At 72.2% G+C, this 18133-nt stretch carries 20 protein-coding genes and 1 riboswitch; of the genes, 11 read left to right on the top strand and 9 right to left on the bottom strand.

What is annotated here, in order from left to right; all coding sequences use genetic code 11:
- Positions 1-406: 406 nt before the first annotated feature.
- Positions 407-1756 carry a 3-deoxy-7-phosphoheptulonate synthase class II gene (locus P3T29_RS28300; RefSeq protein WP_280719501.1) on the top strand — a complete coding sequence of 450 codons (1350 nt, stop codon included), beginning with the start codon at positions 407-409 and terminating at the stop codon, positions 1754-1756.
- A gap of 271 nt (positions 1757-2027) precedes the next feature.
- The gene (locus P3T29_RS28295) at positions 2028-2273 is read left to right on the top strand and encodes a (2Fe-2S)-binding protein (protein WP_280719500.1); all 246 of its coding nucleotides are present in this window, start codon (positions 2028-2030) and stop codon (positions 2271-2273) included.
- A gap of 8 nt (positions 2274-2281) precedes the next feature.
- Here the strand turns inward: P3T29_RS28295 and bfr are convergent, their stop codons facing one another.
- Positions 2282-2761: a bacterioferritin gene (gene bfr / locus P3T29_RS28290; protein WP_280719508.1), complete on the bottom strand. Its 480-nt coding sequence runs from the start codon at positions 2759-2761 to the stop codon at positions 2282-2284.
- 202 nt (positions 2762-2963) lie between these two features.
- On the opposite strand from bfr, the gene P3T29_RS28285 reads away from it, so the two are divergent.
- Entirely contained in the window at positions 2964-3593 is a 630-nt protein-coding gene (locus tag P3T29_RS28285; RefSeq protein ID WP_280719499.1) for a sulfite oxidase-like oxidoreductase, read from the top strand.
- 18 nt (positions 3594-3611) lie between these two features.
- On the opposite strand, the gene pknB is transcribed toward P3T29_RS28285, so the two are convergent.
- The 4 genes from pknB to thiO form a co-directional block, all read right to left on the bottom strand.
- Positions 3612-5342 carry a Stk1 family PASTA domain-containing Ser/Thr kinase gene (gene pknB / locus P3T29_RS28280; RefSeq protein ID WP_280719507.1) on the bottom strand — a complete coding sequence of 577 codons (1731 nt, stop codon included), beginning with the start codon at positions 5340-5342 and terminating at the stop codon, positions 3612-3614.
- 38 nt (positions 5343-5380) lie between these two features.
- Positions 5381-6181, bottom strand: a complete 801-nt coding sequence (locus P3T29_RS28275) for a thiazole synthase (RefSeq protein WP_280719498.1) — start codon at positions 6179-6181, stop codon at positions 5381-5383.
- Positions 6182-6186: 5 nt separating this feature from the next.
- Positions 6187-6387, bottom strand: coding sequence for a sulfur carrier protein ThiS (gene thiS, locus P3T29_RS28270; protein WP_280719506.1), 201 nt, complete (start codon positions 6385-6387; stop codon positions 6187-6189).
- Positions 6388-6437: 50 nt separating this feature from the next.
- Complete coding sequence (thiO, locus tag P3T29_RS28265) at positions 6438-7601, bottom strand: glycine oxidase ThiO (RefSeq protein WP_280719497.1); 1164 nt, start codon at positions 7599-7601, stop codon at positions 6438-6440.
- A riboswitch (TPP riboswitch) is annotated at positions 7596-7708 on the bottom strand. Its footprint overlaps the gene before it by 6 nt.
- A gap of 68 nt (positions 7709-7776) precedes the next feature.
- On the opposite strand from thiO, the gene P3T29_RS28260 reads away from it, so the two are divergent.
- From P3T29_RS28260 to thiE, 3 genes are all read left to right on the top strand, one after another.
- A complete protein-coding gene (locus P3T29_RS28260) occupies positions 7777-8982 on the top strand; it encodes an FAD-dependent oxidoreductase (protein ID WP_280719496.1) in 1206 nt (401 codons plus the stop codon).
- Positions 8983-9051: 69 nt separating this feature from the next.
- Complete coding sequence (locus P3T29_RS28255; RefSeq protein WP_280719495.1) at positions 9052-9420, top strand: Rv2175c family DNA-binding protein; 369 nt, start codon at positions 9052-9054, stop codon at positions 9418-9420.
- Positions 9420-10067 carry a thiamine phosphate synthase gene (gene thiE, locus P3T29_RS28250; RefSeq protein ID WP_280719494.1) on the top strand — a complete coding sequence of 216 codons (648 nt, stop codon included), beginning with the start codon at positions 9420-9422 and terminating at the stop codon, positions 10065-10067. The genes P3T29_RS28255 and thiE overlap by 1 nt, the downstream gene beginning before the upstream one ends.
- Before the next feature lie 142 nt (positions 10068-10209).
- Here the strand turns inward: thiE and P3T29_RS28245 are convergent, their stop codons facing one another.
- A complete protein-coding gene (locus P3T29_RS28245) occupies positions 10210-11316 on the bottom strand; it encodes a polyprenyl synthetase family protein (RefSeq protein ID WP_280719493.1) in 1107 nt (368 codons plus the stop codon).
- Positions 11317-11478: 162 nt separating this feature from the next.
- Between P3T29_RS28245 and metF the strand changes: the two genes are divergently transcribed.
- Together metF and P3T29_RS28235 are read left to right on the top strand one after the other, a co-directional pair.
- Positions 11479-12393 (top strand): methylenetetrahydrofolate reductase [NAD(P)H], encoded by a 915-nt coding sequence (gene metF, locus P3T29_RS28240; protein WP_280719492.1) that lies wholly within the window; start codon positions 11479-11481, stop codon positions 12391-12393.
- An 85-nt stretch (positions 12394-12478) separates the two neighbouring features.
- A complete protein-coding gene (locus tag P3T29_RS28235) occupies positions 12479-13279 on the top strand; it encodes a hypothetical protein (RefSeq protein WP_280719491.1) in 801 nt (266 codons plus the stop codon).
- 13 nt (positions 13280-13292) lie between these two features.
- Here P3T29_RS28235 and P3T29_RS28230 read toward each other — a convergent pair whose 3' ends face one another.
- From P3T29_RS28230 to P3T29_RS28220, 3 genes are all read right to left on the bottom strand, one after another.
- The gene (locus tag P3T29_RS28230; RefSeq protein WP_280719490.1) at positions 13293-13568 is read right to left on the bottom strand and encodes a DUF2630 family protein; all 276 of its coding nucleotides are present in this window, start codon (positions 13566-13568) and stop codon (positions 13293-13295) included.
- Positions 13569-13715: 147 nt separating this feature from the next.
- Positions 13716-15170 carry an NAD(P)/FAD-dependent oxidoreductase gene (locus P3T29_RS28225; protein ID WP_280719489.1) on the bottom strand — a complete coding sequence of 485 codons (1455 nt, stop codon included), beginning with the start codon at positions 15168-15170 and terminating at the stop codon, positions 13716-13718.
- Positions 15171-15285: 115 nt separating this feature from the next.
- The gene (locus P3T29_RS28220) at positions 15286-15909 is read right to left on the bottom strand and encodes a DUF4126 domain-containing protein (protein ID WP_280719488.1); all 624 of its coding nucleotides are present in this window, start codon (positions 15907-15909) and stop codon (positions 15286-15288) included.
- Positions 15910-16125: 216 nt separating this feature from the next.
- Here P3T29_RS28220 and P3T29_RS28215 point away from each other — a divergent pair, with 216 nt between their 5' ends.
- From P3T29_RS28215 to P3T29_RS28205, 3 genes are all read left to right on the top strand, one after another.
- On the top strand, positions 16126-16656 hold the full coding sequence (locus tag P3T29_RS28215; RefSeq protein WP_280719487.1) for an SAV_6107 family HEPN domain-containing protein: 531 nt from the start codon (positions 16126-16128) through the stop codon (positions 16654-16656).
- 66 nt (positions 16657-16722) lie between these two features.
- Positions 16723-17475 (top strand): methyltransferase domain-containing protein, encoded by a 753-nt coding sequence (locus tag P3T29_RS28210; RefSeq protein WP_280719486.1) that lies wholly within the window; start codon positions 16723-16725, stop codon positions 17473-17475.
- Between the two features lie 272 nt (positions 17476-17747).
- Complete coding sequence (locus P3T29_RS28205) at positions 17748-18131, top strand: DUF3040 domain-containing protein (protein ID WP_280719485.1); 384 nt, start codon at positions 17748-17750, stop codon at positions 18129-18131.
- Positions 18132-18133: the final 2 nt, after the last annotated feature.

The following is an 18133-nucleotide window of genomic DNA, read 5'->3' as shown; positions in this document are numbered from 1 at the left end:
GGTGTCCGGGGCCAGGCGCGGAGCCCGGCGGTGCAGCAGGGCGAACGCGGGCGCGCCCGGGGCGGTCAGGCGGGCGAGCAAGGCAGCGGGGCTGGTCACAGGAGTGGCGTCCTTCCGGAGGGACTGGCGGATGTGGGTGCTGGACCACTCCTCCGGGGACGCCGGTCGGGCTCGGATACGCCGACGGCCGCCCCGAGGGGCGGCCGGTCGTGTCGTCTAGGGACGCGCGATCAGTGGGCCACCTCGGGGATGGTCCACCACCACGAGAAGGTGCGGGGCGCGTTCATGGGCCTGAGCGTAACGGATGGGTGGACGCCGTGGGCCCCGTCGCCCAATTGTCCGTAAGTTGTCTCACCCATCGGGCGGCAGTCACAATTCGGTTGTCACACCCCGTAGCCTTGGCCTTGTGACCGTGACATCTGAGACATCGAGGACTGGCCACTCCTGGCAGTCCCTGCCCGCGGCGCAGCAGCCTGAATGGCCGGATCCTGAGGCGCTGCGCAAGTCCCTTGCGGACCTCGCCTCGTATCCGCCGCTCGTCTTCGCCGGCGAGTGCGACGAACTGCGTGCCCGGCTCGGTGCCGTGGCGCGCGGTGAGGCCTTTCTGCTGCAGGGCGGTGACTGCGCCGAGGCCTTCGACGGCGTCTCCGCCGAGCAGATCCGGAACAAGCTGAAGACGCTGCTGCAGATGGCGGCCGTGCTGACGTACGCCGGCTCCGTGCCGGTGGTCAAGGTCGGCCGGATCGCCGGGCAGTACTCCAAGCCGCGCTCCAAGTCGACCGAGACCCGGGACGGGGTGACCCTGCCGGTCTACCGGGGCGACTCGGTGAACGGTTTCGAGTTCACCCCCGAGTCCCGGATCCCGAACCCCGAGCGCCTGAAGCAGATGTACAACGCGTCCGCCGCGACGCTCAACCTGGTGCGCGCCTTCACCACCGGTGGGTACGCCGACCTGCGCCAGGTGCACGCCTGGAACCAGGACTTCGTGCGCAACTCGCCCTCCGGGCAGCGTTACGAGAAGCTCGCCCGGGAGATCGACAACGCGCTGGCCTTCATGCAGGCCTGCGGGGTCGCGCCGGAGGAGTTCAAGACCGTCGAGTTCTACAGCTCGCACGAGGCGCTGGTGCTCGACTACGAGACCGCGCTGACCCGGGTGGACTCGCGGACCGGGGACCTCTACGACGTCTCGGGCCACATGGTCTGGATCGGTGAGCGGACCCGCCAGCTGGACGGCGCACACATCGAGTTCGCGTCCAAGATCCGCAACCCGATCGGCGTGAAGCTCGGCCCGACCACCACGGTCGAGGACGCGCTCACCCTGATCGAGCGGCTCGACCCGGAGCGCGAGCCCGGCCGGCTCACCTTCATCACCCGGATGGGTGCGGGCAAGGTCCGCGATCACCTCCCGACCCTGGTGGAGAAGGTCACCGCGTCCGGTGCCCAGCCGGTCTGGATCTGCGACCCGATGCACGGCAACACCTTCGAGGCCTCCAGCGGGCACAAGACCCGCAAGTTCGACGACGTGCTCGACGAGGTCAAGGGCTTCTTCGAGGTGCACCGCGCCCTGGGCACCCACCCGGGCGGCATCCACGTGGAGTTGACCGGTGACGACGTCACCGAGTGCGTCGGCGGCGGCGACGAGGTGCTGGTCGACGACCTGCACCAGCGCTACGAGACGGCCTGCGACCCGCGGCTCAACCGCAGCCAGTCGCTGGACCTGGCGTTCCTGGTGGCGGAGATGTACAGCGGGCACTGAGCCTTGGACACTGCTTGATCGCAGTGCTTGATCGCCCCGCCCCGAGTCGAAGGGCGCGCCGGTGCCGAAAGCGACGAGCGACCAGCGACGAAGGAGCGCCGGAGCGAGGAGTGTCGGCACTGGGTCAGAGCGTCCGGAGGCGAGCGGGCGACAACACTGTGACGAAGGCCCCTCCGATCTCGGGATTCCCGAGGCCGGAGGGGCTTTGTCGTGTGGTCGTCATTCAGTAAGGTAAGGCTTAGCTACCGAACGAGCCCTGGGAGATTCCGCGATGTACGTGTGCATGTGCCATGCGGTCACCGAGGCTCAGGTCAAGGAACAGATAGACGGCGGCGCCGAGACCCCGCGCCAGATCGCCAAGGGCTGCAAGGCCGGTACCGACTGCGGTTCGTGCGTCCGTCGCATCCAGGCGCTGCTGGGTGAGCACGGGGCCCGCCCGTGCCCTACAGCCCGGCTCGCCGCCCGGCTCGGGCTGGCGGAGCCGCAGACGGGCCTGATTGAGCCCCTCGCGGCGTAGCGGAGTCCTCAGGACTCCGGCTGCTCGATCAGCTGGGCGAGGTAGAGCGGTTCGCCGAGCTTCTCCAGGAGTTCCAGCTGGGTGTCCAGGTAGTCGATGTGGTGTTCCTCGTCCGCCAGGATCGCCTCGAAGAGGTTGGCCGAGGTGACGTCGTTCTTGGCCCGCATCACCACGATCCCGCGCCGCAGCCGGTCGATGGCCTCCACCTCGACCTGGCGGTCGGCTTCGAACATCTCCTTGACGGTCTGGCCGATCCGGACGTGGAAGAGCCGCTGGTAGTTGGGCAGGCCGTCGAGGAAGAGGATCCGGTCGGTCAGGATTTCGGCGTGCTTCATCTCGTCGAAGGACTCGTGCCGGGTGTACTTGGCGAGCTTCGTCCAGCCGAAGTTCTCCTGCATCTTGGCGTGCAGGAAGTACTGGTTGATCGCCGTCAGCTCTGCGGTGAGCTGCTCGTTGAGGAATTCGATGACCTCGGGGTCGCCCTTCATGGCGGTGCCTTCCTGACTCATGCGTCACACGCGTAACCACGGCTGAGCGCATCGTGGCACTCCTGGGGGTGCGAATTCCAGTAAGTCAACACTTAGTGGAACATGTGTCGGAATATCCGATTTGCGAGATTTGATGCGTGGTGAAGGGGGGTGCGGCGGGGGCGCGGGCGGCGTGATGTCCGCCGTCTGTCACCATGGAGCCATGGGTCGGTCCGAACAAGAACAGCTTCAGCCGCCTGACCCGAGACTCCCCCCGGGCCAGCGCCCGCAGCGCGGCTGGCCGGTGCTGCACTACGGCCCCGTGCCCCGCTTCAAGCCGCTGACCTGGGATTTCCAGGTCTTCGGGGCGACCGCCTCGGCGGAGAAGCACAGCTGGAACTTCGACGAGTTCCACGCCCTGCCGACGATCGCCGTACGAGGCGACTTCCACTGCGTCACCCGGTTCTCGATGCTCGGCAACGAGTGGAGCGGCGTGTCGGCCGTGACCATCCTCGACCGCGTGCCGCCCGCCGCCGACGTCACCCATGTGATGGTCTGGGCCGAGTACGGCTACAGCTCCAACCTGAGCCTCGCCGACTTCGCCGCCGCCGGGTCGGTCTTCGCCACCCACCACAACGACGAGCCGCTCACCGTCGAGCACGGCTTCCCCGTCCGGCTGGTCGTCCCGCACCTGTACGCGTGGAAGGGCCCCAAGTGGGTCCGCGCGGTCGAGTACATGCGGGCCGACCGCCGGGGCTTCTGGGAGGAGCGCGGCTACCACAACCTCGCCGACCCGTGGTCCGAGCAGCGGTACTCCTACCAGGAGGAGCCCGGGGACGGGCCGCTCCGGTAGGACCTCGGTGCCTACTGCCTAGAACAGGCCGAAGTTGATGGTCACCGACGTGCCCTGCGGGCGCGGCTGACCGGCCGTCGGGTTCTGGCTCGTCACCTTGCCGATGGCGAAGAGATTGAGCCCGTTGCTCTGCACCTTGAAACCGGCATCGGTGAGCGCCTTGGTGGCGTCGTCCTTGCTCAGACCCACCACGTTCGGTACCGGGACCATGCCCTTGCTGACCACCAGGGCCACCGGTGCGTTCGGCGCGAGCTGCTGGCCCACGTCCGGCGTGACGCCGACCACCGAACCGGCGGGGACGGTGTCGCTGTACTCCTCCGTCGTCGTACCCGGCGTCAGCCGGGCGCCGGTGAGTGCCCGCTGCGCCTGGGCGAGCGGCTGCCCGACGACGTTCGGTACCGCGATCCGCTCCGGGCCCTTGGAGAGGGTGACCCGCACCGGGTCGCTCTTGCGCATCCGCTGCCCCACGCCGGGGTCGGTCGCCAGCACCTGCCCGCTCGGCACGCTCTCGCTGAACTGCTGGCTGAACACCCCCTGCAGCCCCGCGCCGTCCAAGGTGCTGACCGCCTGCGCCTGGGACTGCCCGAGCACACTCGGCACCGTCGTGTAGAGCGCGCCGGACAGGAAGTACGTCGCCCCGCCGACCACCACCAGCAGTGCGGCGAGCACCGACCCCCAGATCAGCGGCCGGCGCGAGCGGCGCGGCCCGCGCAGCCGTACGGGCGCGGGTTCGTCGACCGGCCGGGGACGGTCGAGCAGCAGCTCGGGGACCTGCATGACGCTGGTCCGCTCCATCTGCCGGGCCGGGCTCAGTGCGGAGGTCACCTCGCCGGTCGGGTACTGCGGGGTCGGCCGGGCGGAGGCGGGCGGCTCGGCGTCCAGCTGGGCCGGGGTGAGACCGCGCCGGGCCCGCTGGAGGGCCGCCAGCAGCTCGACCGCGTCGTACGGGCGGGCCTGCGGGTCGCGGGCGGTCGCGGCGGCCACTATCGCGTCCAGCTCCGGGCCGACGCCGGGGGCGGCCAGCGAGGGCGGCGGGACGTCCACGTGCAGGTGCTGGTAGAGCACCTGCATCGGGTTGTCCCCGGTGTGCGGCTTCGCGCCGGTGAGCATCTCGTACAGCAGGATGCCGGCCGCGTACACGTCCACCCGCTGGTCGGTCGGGCCGTCCTGGCGGATCTGCTCGGGCGCGAGGTACGAGACCGTGCCGAGCACGGTGCCCGCCGAGGTGGTGGTGGTCGCGGCGCCGTCCGCGCCCGAGAGCAGCCGGACCAGGCCGAAGTCCGCGACCTTGACCAGGCCGTTGTCGGTGATCAGCACGTTCTCCGGCTTGACGTCCCGGTGTACCAGCCCGGCGCGGTGGGCCGCGCCCAGCGCGGCCAGCACCGGCTCCATGATGTCCAGCGCGGCCCGGACGCTCAGCGCGCCCCGGTCCAGCAGGACGTCCCGCAGGGTGCGGCCGGGGACGTACTCCATCGCCAGGAACACGGTCCGGCCGTCGGCGCCCTGGTCGAAGACGTTGACCACGTTCGGGTGGGCGAGGCGGGCGACGGCCTTGGCCTCCCGGATGAACCGCTCGGTGAACTCGCGGTCGCCGGCCAGCGCGGGATGCATCACCTTCAGCGCGAGCACCCGGTCGAGCCGGGTGTCGGTGCCCCGGTAGACCGTCGCCATCCCGCCGGTCGCCACGCGCTGCTCCACCCGGTACCGGCCGTCCAGCAGGGTACCGATCAGCGGGTCGTGCAGCGTCATGTCCACCGGACGATTCTAGGGGTCACCCTCAGAGGCTTTCAGAACGCGGGCCGCTCCCGGTGGTCGAGGTCGGCGCGGCCGGCCATCGCGGAGGAGGCCTCGGCGTGGAAGCGGCGCGGGATGCGTCCGGCGCGGTAGGCGAGGCGGCCCGCCTCGGCGGCGTGCCGCATGGCCTCGGCCATCAGGACCGGGTCCTGCGCGCGGGTGACGGCGGAGGCCAGCATCACGGCGGAGCAGCCGAGTTCCATCGCGAGCGCCACGTCGGAGGCGGTGCCCGCGCCGGCGTCCAGGATCACCGGGACACCCGCGCTCTCCACGATCAGCTGGAAGTTGTGCGGGTTGCGGATGCCGAGCCCCGAGCCGATCGGCGAGCCGAGCGGCATGATCGCCGCGCAGCCGACGTCCTCCAGCTTCCGGGCCAGCACCGGGTCGTCGTTGGTGTACGGGAGGACGGTGAAACCGTCGTCCACCAGCGTCTCGGCGGCGTCCAGCAGTTCGATCGGGTCGGGCAGCAGGGTCCGCTCGTCCGCGATGACCTCCAGCTTCACCCAGTCGGTGCCGAGCGCCTCGCGGGCCAGCCGGGCCGTCAGCACGGCCTCGCCGGCGGTGAAACACCCGGCGGTGTTCGGCAGGACCCGGATGCCGTTGCGGGTCAGCACGTCCAGTACGGACCCCTGGGTGGCCGTGTTGACCCTGCGCATCGCGACGGTGGTCAGCTCGGTGCCGGACACCAGCAGCGCCTGCTCCAGGATCTCCAGGCTCGGCGCGCCGCCGGTGCCCATGATCAGGCGGGAGCCGAAGGTGGTACCGGCGATGGTCAGCAGGTCGTCGTCGGCCATGCCGCTCAGCCTCCCTGGACGGCGGTGAGGATCTCGATCCGGTCGCCCGCGCGCAGCCCGGTCGCGGACCACGCGCTGCGCGGTACCACGGCCTCGTTCAGTGCCGCCGCCACACCGGTCGGTGCGGCGCTGGTGGCGGTCACCACCTCGGCGAGCGTGGTCTCGGCGGCCACCTCGCGGGGCTCGCCGTTGACGGTGAGCGAGATGACGGCGGGTGAGATGGCAGCGGGTGAGACGGTGGTGAGTGAGATCTCGTTCATGCGGCGGCCTTCGTCGTGAAGCGGCTGGGGGTGAAGGGGGCGGCGAGCGCGGGTACCTCGCCGGTCGCCAGGTACTCGGCGAGCAGATCCGCCGTCACCGGCGTGAGCAGCACGCCGTTGCGGTAGTGGCCGGTCGCGGCGACCAGGCCGGGGAGCGCGGTCGGGCCGAGCAGCGGGGCGTTGTCCGGCGAACCCGGTCGTAGCCCGGCGCTGGTCTCGACCAGCGGGAGTTCGGTCAGGCCCGGCACCAACTCGTGGGCGTCGCGCAGCAGTTCGTACACCCCGCCGGCCGTCACGGTGGTGTCGTACCCCTGCTCCTCACTGGTGGCTCCGATCACCAACTCGCCGTTGGCGCGCGGCACCAGGTAGATGTGCTGCCCGCGCACCACCGCGCGGACGTTGCGGGAGAGGAACGGCCGGTACGGCTCCGGGATCCGCAGCCGCAGGATCTGGCCCTTGACCGGACGGATCGCGGGCAGTACGCCCTCGGGCAGGCCGGGCAGCCGGTGGCTGTGCGGTCCGGCGGCGAGCACGATCTTGTCGGCGGCCAGCTCGGAGCCGTCGGCCAGCCGGACGCCGCTCGCCCGCCCGCCGGTGACCAGCAGTTCGGCGACGGAGGCCCGGACCAGCCGCACCCCGGCGCGGGGGCAGCCCTCGACCAGCGCGGCGGCCAGCCGGCGGCCGTCCACCTGGTGATCGTCCGTCACGTGCAGCCCGCCGCGCACGCCGGGCGCGAGCATCGGCTCGAGCTTGCGGCACTCCCGGCCGGTCAGCCAGTGCGAGTCCAGCCCGAGCCGCTGGTGGAAGCCGTGCAGCTCGCGCAGCTCCTCCCGGTCGTCGGAGTCGAGCGCGACGGCGAGGGTGCCGGTCTGGCGGTAGCCGGTGTCCAGGCCGGTGAAGGCGGACAGTTCGGCGGTGAAGGCGGAGTACCGCTCGTTCGAGGCCATCCCGAGCCGCAGCAGCGGCTCCTCGCCGTACTGGAGCTCGGTCACCGGCGCCAGCATCCCGGCCGCGACCTGGACGGCGCCGCCGCCGTGGGCCGGGTCCACCACGGTGACGCTCAGGCCGCGCTGGGCGGTGCGCCAGGCGACGCCGAGGCCGATGATGCCGCCGCCGATCACCAGGACCTCGGATGCCGGGGCCGTTTCGGTGCGTGCCACAGTCTGGATTCTCCCTTCGCCGGAATGACCCGGATCAGGTTCGGACGGTCGCAGGCCGTGTCAGCCCGCCTCTCAGCCCGGTACGCCGGGCTCCCGTGATGCGGATGCCCCCACCATAACGCCGGGTGTCCGTTCCACCGAAGAGACGTACGAGGGGTGGACGGCGGTCGATAGGGTGGCGGGCGTGGCTGAGCTGACAGGTGCGGATCGGGTGGTAGTCGTCGGGGCCGGTATGGCGGGTGCGCAGTGCGCGCTCTCGCTGCGGCAAGGGGGGTGGCAGGGCCGGATCGCGCTGGTCGGTGAGGAGCCGCACCCGCCGTACGACCGGCCGCCGCTCTCCAAGGACGTGCTGCTCGGCAAGCGCGACTCGACCGCCCTCGACATCGACTGGGACGACTACGGCGTCGAGCTGCTCCCCGGCCGCCGCGCCACCGGCGTCGAGCCCGGCGTCCTGCACACCGACGCGGGCGAACTCCCGTACGGCAGGCTGGTGATCGCCACCGGAGCGGCGGCCGTGCCGCTGCCGGGAGCCCTGGGTACGCACGTCCTGCGTACGGTCGACGACGCGCTCGCGCTGCGCGCCCGGCTGGTGCCCGGTGCCCGGATCGCGCTGGTCGGGGCGGGCTGGATCGGCGCCGAGACGGCGACGGTGGCCCGGCAGCTGGGCTGCGAGGTGACGGTCATAGAGGCTGGGCCCGGCCCGCTGGCGGGCGCGCTGCCCGCCGACATCGGCCTGCTGATGGCCGACTGGTATGCGGAGGCCGGCGCCGAGCTGCGCTGCGGGGTCGCGGTGGCGGCCGTCGAGCCGGACTCGGTGCTGCTCGCCGACGGCACCCGGGTGCCCGCCGACGAGGTGGTCGTCGGCATCGGCGCCCGCCCCGCCACCGGCTGGCTGGCCGGCAGCGCCGTCGCGCTCGACGCGGGCGGCGCGATCCTGGTCGACGAGCAGCTGCGGACGAGTGCGGACGGCGTCTGGGCGGTCGGCGACTGCGTCTCCTACCCCTCGGCCCGCTCGGGCCTGCGGCTGACCGTCCAGCACTGGGACCACGCGCTGCAGTCCGGCCGGGCGGCGGCGGCCTCGCTGCTCGGCACGGGCGAGCCCTACGACCCGGTGCCGTACTTCTGGTCGGAGCAGTTCGGCCGCATGGTCCAGTACGCGGGACGGCACGCCGGGGCGGACGAGGTGATCCGGCGCGGCTCGGCCGCCGACCCGTCCTGGGGGGTGCTCTGGCTCCGCGCGGGACGGCTCGTCGGAATGCTGACGGTGGACCGCCCGCGCGACCTCAACCAGGGCCGCAAGCTGATCGACCGGGGCGCGGTTCTCGACCGCGCGCTCGCGGCCGATCCCGACGTCCAGCTCAAGGCGGCGGTGGCGTCCTAGGCCCGGCCCAGGCGGCTCGGCGAGCCGCGTAGGTGCGCCGAGGTGCCGGGAGGTGGCAGTCTGGTGCATGTGAGCGAGATCGATTTGAAGAAGATTGAAGCCCTTGTCCCGGCATGGATGTACCTGCCCGACATCTCCGAACAGTGGGGTGTCCCCGTCACCGAAGTCCGCGACATGGTCAAGTCCGGCAAGCTGATCGCCGTCCGGCGCGGCCCGAACAAGTCCCTCCAGGTCCCGGCCGCCTTCATCGACGGCCCCGGCCTGGTGAAGCACCTGTCCGGCACCCTGACGCTGCTGCGGGACTGCAAGTTCAGCGACCAGGAGATCCTGGAGTGGCTCTTCACCGAGCAGTCGTCGCTGCCCGGCAGCCCGATTCAGGCCCTGGTCGAGAACCGGGGCACCGAGGTGAAGCGCCGGGCCCAGGCGGAGCTGATCTGATGGCACCCGACGCCCGCGCGCAGCTGGCCGACGCCGTGCTCTACCTCTGCACGGACGCCCGGCGCGAGCAGGGTGACCTGCCGGAGTTCCTGGACGCCGTGCTCGCGGGCGGCGTGGACATCGTTCAGCTGCGGGACAAGGGGCTGGAGGCCAGGCAGGAGCTGGAGTACCTGGAGATCTTTGCTGACGCCGCCCGCCGGCACGGCAAACTCTTCTCGGTCAACGACCGCGCCGACGTCGCCCACGCGGCCCGGCCCCAGGTGCTGCACCTGGGCCAGGACGACCTGCCCGTCCCGGCCGCCCGCGCGATCCTCGGCGCGGACGTCGTCATCGGCCGCTCCTGTCACGCCGAGTCCGAGGTCGACACCGCGATCACCGAGCCCGGCGTGGACTACTTCTGCACCGGCCCGGTCTGGCCCACCCCGACCAAGCCCGGCCGCTACGCACCGGGCCTCGGGCTCGTCTCGTACGCGGCGAAGCAGGCCACCGACCGCCCCTGGTTCGCCATCGGCGGCATCGACCTGACCAACCTGGACGAGGTCCTCGCAGCCGGCGCCCGCCGGGTGGTCGTCGTCCGCGCCATCACCGCCGCGGACGATCCTGGCGCGGCGGCGGCGGAGCTGGCCCGTCGGCTCCGCGAAGTCTGACCCGACGTACACGAGTAACCACAGCAGGGGCGCGGGGAACTGCGCGATCAACCGTGCACCTTCGTTGTGCCCTGGTCGCGCACGCAGTTGATCAAGCAGGGCCCCGCGCCCCTGGGGGTGCCCCGTTGCGTTCGTGAACGTCTCAGTACTTCCGGACGGTCGCGGCCTCGGCCAGTGCCAGCAGGACCGTGCGGGCCGCGCCGTCCACCAGTGGTGCCGAGTCCAGCGCGGTCAGCGCCTCCCGCATCAGTTCGTCGATCCGGTGCTCGACCAGTTCGGCCGCGCCGCTGCGCTCGACCAGCGTGCGCAGGACGGGGATCTCGTCGGCCGTCAGGTCGGGTGCGCCGAGGCGTTCGTCCAGGTGGCGGGCGTCGGCCTTGGCGAGGCCCCGCATCGCGTGGGCGACCAGCAGGGTGCGCTTGCCCTCGCGGAGGTCGTCCCCGGCGGGCTTGCCCGTGACGGCCGGGTCTCCGAAGACGCCCAGCAGGTCGTCGCGGAGCTGGAACGCCTCGCCCAGCGGCAGTCCGAACGCCGAGTAGGCCGCCACCAGTTCGGGGTCGGCCCCGGCCAGCAGGGCACCGACCTGCAGTGGGCGTTCGATGGTGTACTTCGCCGACTTGTAGTGCAGCACCGTCCGGGCCCGCTCCAGCGCGCCCTCGTCGGCGGAGTCCCCGGCGACGGGCTCCAGGACGTCCAGGTACTGGCCGACCATCACCTCGGTCCGCATCAGGTCGAAGGCGGGCTTCGCGGCCAGCACCTGCGCGGAGGGCAGGCCGGAGCGGATGAACAGCTCGTCGCACCAGATCAGCAGCAGGTCGCCGAGCAGTACCGCCGCCGAGGCGCCGTACTGCTCGCGGTCACCGCGCCAGCCGCTGTCGCGGTGCAGCGCCTCGAACCGGCGGTGCACCGAGGGCAGGCCGCGCCGGGTGTCGCTGCGGTCCATCAGGTCGTCGTGGACGAGGGCGCTGGCCTGCAGCAGCTCCAGGGCCGCCGCCGCGTGGGCGATGCCCTCACTGCCGGCACTGCCGCCCGCTCCGCGCCAGCCCCAGTAGCAGAACGCCGGGCGCAGCCGCTTGCCACCGTCGAGCAGGAACTCGCGGAGCGCGTCGACGGTGGGTACCAGCTGCGGCGAGATCTTGGCGAGCAGTACGGACTGCCCGTCCATGAACTCCGCGAGGGCCGCGTTGACGCGCTCGCGGACGGCCTCCACGTCTATGGGGCCGGCCTGCCGGCCGGTGGGCGTGGGCACGATGGGACTCCGGATCGCTGGGGTGTGAAACCAGCGTAACGGGACGGTCGTCAGTGCCTGTACCAGGCACCAGTGCCAAGGGATTCGCCCGAACGAGCCGTACTGTCTCAGTAGGTGGACCTCGACTGCCTGGCTTTTCGCCGATCCGGCTAATCTGCCAGCATGGCACTCGGCATCCCCTCCACCAGAACCGACCACGCGCAGACTGTGCGCGACCTGCTGGCGGCCGGGAACCGCTCGTTCTCCTTCGAGTTCATGCCCCCGCGCACCGAGGCCGGCGAGACCAAACTCTGGGACGCGATCCGCCGGGTCGAGTCGCTCGACCCCAACTTCGTCTGCATGACGTACGGCGCGGGCGGCTCCTCGCGCGGCCGTACCGTCGACCTGGTCGGCCGGATCGCCACCGAGACCACGTTGACCCCCGTCGCGCACCTGACCGCCGTCGACCACTCGATCGCCGAGCTGCGCAACATCATCGGCCAGTACGCGGACCAGGGCGTGCGCAACGTCCTCGCCGTCCGGGGTGACCCGCCCGGCGACCCGAGCGGTGAGTGGGTCCGCCACCCGCAGGGCGTCACGTACGCGTACGAGCTGGTCGAACTCATCCGTGGCATCGGGGACTTCTGCGTCGGCGTGGCCGCCTTCCCGCAGATGCACCCGCGCTCGGAGAACTGGGACGACGACGTGCGGCACTTCGTCGCCAAGTGCCGGGCGGGTGCGGACTACGCGATCACCCAGATGTTCTTCGAGGTCGAGGACTACCTCCGGCTCCGCGACCGCGTCGCGGCGGCCGGCTGCGAGGTCCCGATCATCCCGGAGATCATGCCGGTCACCAATGCCAAGCAGCTGGAGCGCTTCCCGCAGCTCAGCGGCTCGCCGTTCCCGGTCGAGCTGGAGCGCCGGCTGCACGCCGTCGCCGACGACTCGCAGGCGCTGCGGGCGGTGGGCATCGAACACGCCACCGCGATGTCGGAGCGGCTGCTCGCCGAGGGCGCCCCCGGGCTGCACTTCATCACCCTCAACCACTCCACCGCGACGCTGGAGATCTACCAGAACCTGGGCCTGCACCAGCGCTGACCCGGGCCCGCACGGATGTGGGTACCCGGGGGCCGAGCCTGTACAGTCGCCGCACACGCGCGGGTACGTGACTGGAGGCTTCAGGATGGGCATCGGGTACCTGCTGCTGTACGCCGCACTGGCGGTGGTCGCGGTCTGGCTGACTGCCGAGCTGCTCCTCCAGCATCGGGCCCCGCTGCACTGGCGGGCCCTTGCGCTGGTGGGTTTCCTGTGCGTGGTCGCCGGGATGGGGATCGGCTCGGTGCCGGTGATCGGGGCGGGCGCCGCCGCGTTCGCCGCCGGACAGGTCTTCGTCACGCTCGCCGTCAAGAAGGGCCGGACCGGTAGCTGGTCCCTGCGCCGCCCGGACGGCAGCCTCCCCGGCCCGCTCGCCAAGGTGCCGCTGCTCGCGGCCGCCACGGGCGGTGCGGCGGTGGTCGTCGCGGCAGCGGTCGAGCCGGTCGGCGAGGTCGGCCCGGTCGAGCCCGAGGAAGCCCCGGTCGACTTCGACCAGATGCAGGAGCTGGCCCCCGAGGACGGTGTCTACACCGACGACCCGGCCCCCTCGTACTCGTCGTATTACCAGCCGCAGCCGCCGCCGGAGCAGCAGCAGTATTACCAGCCCGGCTACGAGCCCGTGGCCGCCCAGTACCAGTACCCGGACCCGTACGCCGATCAGCAGTGGCAGCAACAGCCACAGCAGCAGCCGGTGTACGGGTACGACCAGTCCTACGCCGCGCAGCCGCAGTACCAGGATCCTTACGCGCAGCAGCAGCAAGCACAGCAGCAGCCCCAGTACCAGGACCCCTACGGCCAGCCGCAGCAGCACCATGACCCGTACGGGCAGCCCGTCCCCCAGCAGCAGCCCGCCTACGGCTACCAGTCCTGGGGCTACCAGCAGCAGTGAGCCCGGGTGGCGGTCAGGACTCGTAGCCCTCGACCTGTGCGGCCGGGCGGACTCTGGCCTCGTCGGGGTTCTCGCCGTACTCGGTGCGGGCCCGGCGCTGGCGCAGCAGGTCCCAGCACTGGTCGAGCCGGACCTCCAGGGCCGCCAGGTCCTGCTGGGCCTGGCCGGACTCCGCCTGGCCCGAGGCGATCCGGTCCCGCAGGTGTTTCTCCGCCTCGACCATGCTGTTGATCTCCGACAGGATGTCGGAGTCGGTGCTCTGCCGGCTGCGTTGCTGGAACTCGGACATTCCGTCCTCCCACGCAGTGGATGAAACTACCGATCACCGCTCATCCTCGTTCCCGCGCGGGCCCGGCGCATGCGGGGGCTTGGAGCGACCGGCAGATGGTGGGCGGCGTCGCGACGCCATCTGCCGGCCGCTCTTTGACCGACCGGTCTACGCCGGGCCGATCACGGTGGCGGTGATGGAGGCCGACATGCCCGCGCGGGCGAGGCCGCCGCCTGGGTGGACGGTGGCGCCGATCAGGTGCAGGCCGGGGAGCGGGGACCGGCCGGCCGGGGCGAGGAAACGTCCGCCCGCCCCGGCGAGGGACGGCGGGGTGTGCGGGCCGAGGACGTCCGGGGTCAGCAGCTCGCGCCACTCGACCCGCTCCCGCAGGTCGAGGCCCGCGCCCGCGAGGTGCTCCAGGAGATGGTCGGCGTAGGTGTCGAAGTCGGGTGCGAGCTCCGCGAGTTCGTCGGCTTCCGGGACGGTGACGGTGAGGGTGACCGCCTCGTGGTCGGCGTCCGGGACGAGCGACGGGTCGTCGGGGCGGTGGACCTGGACGGTCGGGTGGCGGGGCAGGTCGGGGTGGTCGGTGAGGGCGTCCAGTTCGAGCGCGTTGTCACGGGCGTGCACCACCGTGCGGAACGGCGTACCGGCGGGCCGGGGGCCGCGCAGCGCCAGCAGGACGCTGAACCGGCCCCAGGCGGGTTCGCGAGTCGTGGTCGGCGGGGGCCCCGGGGCGATCCCGCGCTCGTACAGTTCCCGGTGGTCCATCGAGGAGAGCACCAGGTCGGCCGGCAGGCGTTCGCCGCCCGCGACGACCCCGCAGGCCCGCCCGTTCTCGGTCAGTACCTCGGTGACGGAGGTGTCGAAGCGGAACTCCACCCCGCGCTGCTCGCACCGCAGATGGATCGCGTCCGCCAGCGCCCGCAGGCCGCCCTGGACGTACCAGACGCCGAACGACTGCTCCATGTACGGCAGCACGGTGGCCCCGGCCGGGGCCTCGCGCGGGTCGAGGCCGAAGCGGAGCGCGTGCTCCTGGAGCAGGGCGGTGAGCCCCGGGTGCCCGCCGAGTTCGCGCTCGGCCACGTCGGCGAGGGTGCGGGTGGGGCGGGCCAGCCGGGCCAGCCCCCGGCGCGGCGGGGCCGGGTAGGGGTCGGTGTGCAGCGGCGTCGGGTCGTCCGGGAGGGGTTCCTCCAGCAGCGGGCGCCGGGTGGCCTCCCAGACCGCGCGGCCCCGGTTGGTGACCGCCCCCCAGCGCTCGCCCGACCCCGCGCCGAAGGCAGCGTCCAGCGCCTGCGCGACCCCGCCCCGGGAGGCGTTGGCCAGCACCAGGTCCGTCCCGTCCGGGAACAGGTGCCGGCTCTCCGGCTCGACCGGGCCGAGCCGGACCAGCTCCTCCAGCGGCTCCCGGCCGGACTTCAGCGCGAGATCGCGGTAGACGGCGGGCAGCGTGAGCAGGGTCGGCCCGGTGTCGAAGGCGAAGCCGTCCCGCTCGTACCGGCCGACCATCCCGCCGTACGTGCCGCTCGCCTCGCACACCGTCACCCGGTGCCCGAGGGTGGCCAGCCGGGCGGCGGCGGCCAGGCCGCTCATTCCCGCTCCGATGATCACGATCTGCGCCATGGGAGGAAATCTTAGGCGCTCGCCGGGCGGCGCCCGGCTCGCGGGCCCGGCCGGTCAGGGCGGTCGGTGTGCTCGTTCGGCCGGCGGTCGGTCAGGACGGTATTCCGGCGGTCGGTCAGGACGGCATCCCGACGGCCTGCGGCCCGCGCGCCGCCTTGCGGGCTTCCCTGCGGGTGCGGCGGTTCCGCAGGAAGCGGCGGATCCGGGTGACCGCGAACCAGACCAGCACGGCCCCGATCACCAGCAGCGTGGCGGAGACCGACGCGGCGGCCCAGGGATGGAAGATCGCCAACGTCACCAGGGCGGCGACGGAGAGGTCCTCGGCGAGGCTGAGCAGGATGTTCGAGGCCGGCTCGGGTGAGGTGTTGACCGCCATCCGCAGCGAGGCCTTGATGCAGTGGCTCAGCAGGGCCGTCGTCCCGCCCAGTGCTCCGGCCGCGAGCTGGCCGAGCGAGCCGGGGTGCTGACTGGCCAGCAGCGCGGCCACGGTCGCGCCCGCGATCGGGCGGATCACGGTGTGGATCGCGTCCCAGACGGTGTCCACGTACGGGATCTTGTCGGCGACCGCCTCGCACAGGAACAGGACGCCCGCCACGATCAGCACGTCGGTCCGCTCCAGGGCCGGGGGCACCGCGTCGGCTCCGCCGAACCGACCCATCAGGCCCAGCAACAGCACCACCGCGTAGGCGTTGATGCCGCTCGCCCAGCCGCTGGTGAAGATCAACGGGACGATGCCCACGTTCCTGCTCCCCTCCGAAACCCGCCGCCCGAACCCCGGACGGTCGGGCCACACCGTACCCGGCTCGCCGATCGGGAGTTTCAGACGCCCACGGGCAGCCGCCGGTTGCGCCCTGCCACCGGGCACGGATCGTCAACGGATTGTCAGTGGGGCGGTTCACCATGGAGGGGTACGGGTCGCCTGGCTCGTGCTGCCCGCTTCGGACCGGGGGATTTCATGACCATCAGTCACCCTGAGACCGTCACCCGCCGCCCAGCCGTGCCCCCAGCCGTGCCCGCCCCGAGCCGGGGCGCCGACGTCCACCCGGTGCTGCTCCGGGCCTCCGCCCCGCCCGCCGCGCTCGACCTGCTGCGGCACGCGCAGACCACGCTCGTCCAGGCCCGCCACTACGACGACCCGCTCCAGCGGTACGCCACCGCGCACCTGGCCGCGCTGCGGACCACGGCCGCCGTGCTGGCCGTCCGGGGCCGCCCGGAGAAGAACCCGCGCCGGCGCCACGCCATCCGCAGCGCCTGGGACCTGCTGCCGGAGGTGGCCCCCGAACTCTCCGAGTGGGCGATCTACTTCGCGGCCGGCGCCCGCGCCCGCGCCGCCGCCGAGGCCGGCATCCGCAGCGCGGCGAGCGCACGGGACGCGGACGACCTGATCCGCAACGCGGCCCTGTACCTGCGCATCGTCCAGCGCCTCCTTGCCCTCTACCCGGAACAGCCGTTACCCCTGGAGGGGGCGACTGACAGCGGTGCCTAGCTGCGGGTCCAGGCTCTAAGGTGGTGACGATCGTTCCAGCGCCCCCTGTGCCGAGGAGTTCCCGCCTTGTACCCGACGCGTCCCCGCAGTGCCCTGCGTACCGCCGTGGTCTGGGAGGTGGTGCGGACGGCCCTGGAGAAGCGGGCCGCCGAGCTGGACCAGCCGGTGCTGGACGTGCTGGACACGGGCGGCGGCACCGGTAACTTCGCCGTGCCGGTGGCCCGGCTGGGCCACCGGGTGACGGTGGTCGACCCGAGCCCCGACGCGCTGTTCGCGCTGGAGCGCCGGGCCGCCGAGGCCGGGGTCACCGACCTGGTCCGGGCCGTCCAGGGCGACACCCAGACCCTCCCCGACGTGGTGCGGCCCGCCACCGTCGACGCCGTGCTCTGCCACGGGGTGCTGGAGATGGTGGACGACCCGGCGGACGCGCTCGGCAGCCTCACCGGGACCCTGCGCAAGGGCGGCCTGGTCAGCCTGCTCGCCGCCAACCGCAACGGCGCCGTACTGGCCCGCGCACTGGCCGGCCACTTCAACGAGGCCCGCGCCGTCCTCGACGCCCCCGACGGGCGCTGGGGCGGTAACGACCCGATGCCCCGGCGGTTCACCGCCGAGGAGCTCGGCGGTCTGGCCCGGGCGGCCGGGCTGCGGGTCGAGTCGGTGCACGGGGTCCGGGTCTTCGCCGACCTCGTCCCGGGCGTCCTGGTGGACACCGAGCCCGGTGCGGTGGAGGCCCTGCTGAAGCTGGAACAGGCCGCCGCCGAGCAGCCCGCGTTCCACGCTGTCGCGACCCAGCTGCACCTGCTCGCCTCACTCACGTAGGACTCCGCCAGGACTCAGGTGGGCCTGAGCCCGGAGATTCCGCCCACCCGGGCACTTGTGCCGGTCCTGCGGCGTTGGGCACCGTACGGGAACACCGCGCGGGCGTGGCCGGAGCCACGTGCGCCCGACCACCCCCAACCGCGCCGGAGGACCGTATGATCTGGGTAAAGCCGGAAAGCATGACAGCCAGGCGCATGGGGCATATGGACCACACAAGGCCGGGCCAGGGGTGGCGGACCGGTCGCCCCGCGACCGACGAGTAGGAGGATTCCGTGCCGCTCTCGGAGCACGAGCAGCGACTGCTCGAGCAGATGGAGCGAGCGCTGTACGCCGAAGATCCCAAGTTCGCGTCAGCGCTTGAGGGAACCGGGCTGCGCACCTACACCCGTCGGAGGGTCTACCAGGCCGCCGCCGGGTTCGTGGTGGGCATTGCCCTCCTGATGGGGGGCATGGTCGCTCAGCAAATCTGGGTGAGTGTCGTCGGGTTCCTGGTGATGCTGGGCTGCGCGGTCCTCGCCGTAACCGGCTGGAGGCGCGGCCCGGTCGGGCATGGAGCGGGTCCCAAGCCGACCCCGCCTCCTCGCCGAAAGGCCGGTGTGATGGACCGGATGGAGCAACGCTGGCAGCGCCGTCGCGACGAGCAGGACGGCATCTAGCC

This window comes from Kitasatospora sp. MAP5-34 (assembly GCF_029894335.1).
GTDB lineage: Bacteria > Actinomycetota > Actinomycetes > Streptomycetales > Streptomycetaceae > Kitasatospora.
Note: the sequence above shows the minus strand (reverse complement) of the source record. Positions and strands in the feature narration are given on the sequence as shown.

Bases quoted from the DNA above. Each gene is read 5' to 3' on its own strand.
- P3T29_RS28275 (WP_280719498.1), bottom strand. From the start codon at position 6,181: ATGGCCGACGACGACCTGCTGACCATCGCCGGTACCACCTTCGGCTCC.
- P3T29_RS28225 (WP_280719489.1), bottom strand. From the start codon at position 15,170: ATGGCGCAGATCGTGATCATCGGAGCGGGAATGAGCGGCCTGGCCGCC.
- P3T29_RS28295 (WP_280719500.1), top strand. From the start codon at position 2,028: ATGTACGTGTGCATGTGCCATGCGGTCACCGAGGCTCAGGTCAAGGAA.
- P3T29_RS28285 (WP_280719499.1), top strand. From the start codon at position 2,964: ATGGGTCGGTCCGAACAAGAACAGCTTCAGCCGCCTGACCCGAGACTC.
- metF (WP_280719492.1), top strand. From the start codon at position 11,479: ATGGCACTCGGCATCCCCTCCACCAGAACCGACCACGCGCAGACTGTG.
- P3T29_RS28215 (WP_280719487.1), top strand. From the start codon at position 16,126: ATGACCATCAGTCACCCTGAGACCGTCACCCGCCGCCCAGCCGTGCCC.
- thiE (WP_280719494.1), top strand. From the start codon at position 9,420: ATGGCACCCGACGCCCGCGCGCAGCTGGCCGACGCCGTGCTCTACCTC.
- bfr (WP_280719508.1), bottom strand. From the start codon at position 2,761: ATGAAGGGCGACCCCGAGGTCATCGAATTCCTCAACGAGCAGCTCACC.
- P3T29_RS28230 (WP_280719490.1), bottom strand. From the start codon at position 13,568: ATGTCCGAGTTCCAGCAACGCAGCCGGCAGAGCACCGACTCCGACATC.
- P3T29_RS28235 (WP_280719491.1), top strand. From the start codon at position 12,479: ATGGGCATCGGGTACCTGCTGCTGTACGCCGCACTGGCGGTGGTCGCG.
- pknB (WP_280719507.1), bottom strand. From the start codon at position 5,342: ATGACGCTGCACGACCCGCTGATCGGTACCCTGCTGGACGGCCGGTAC.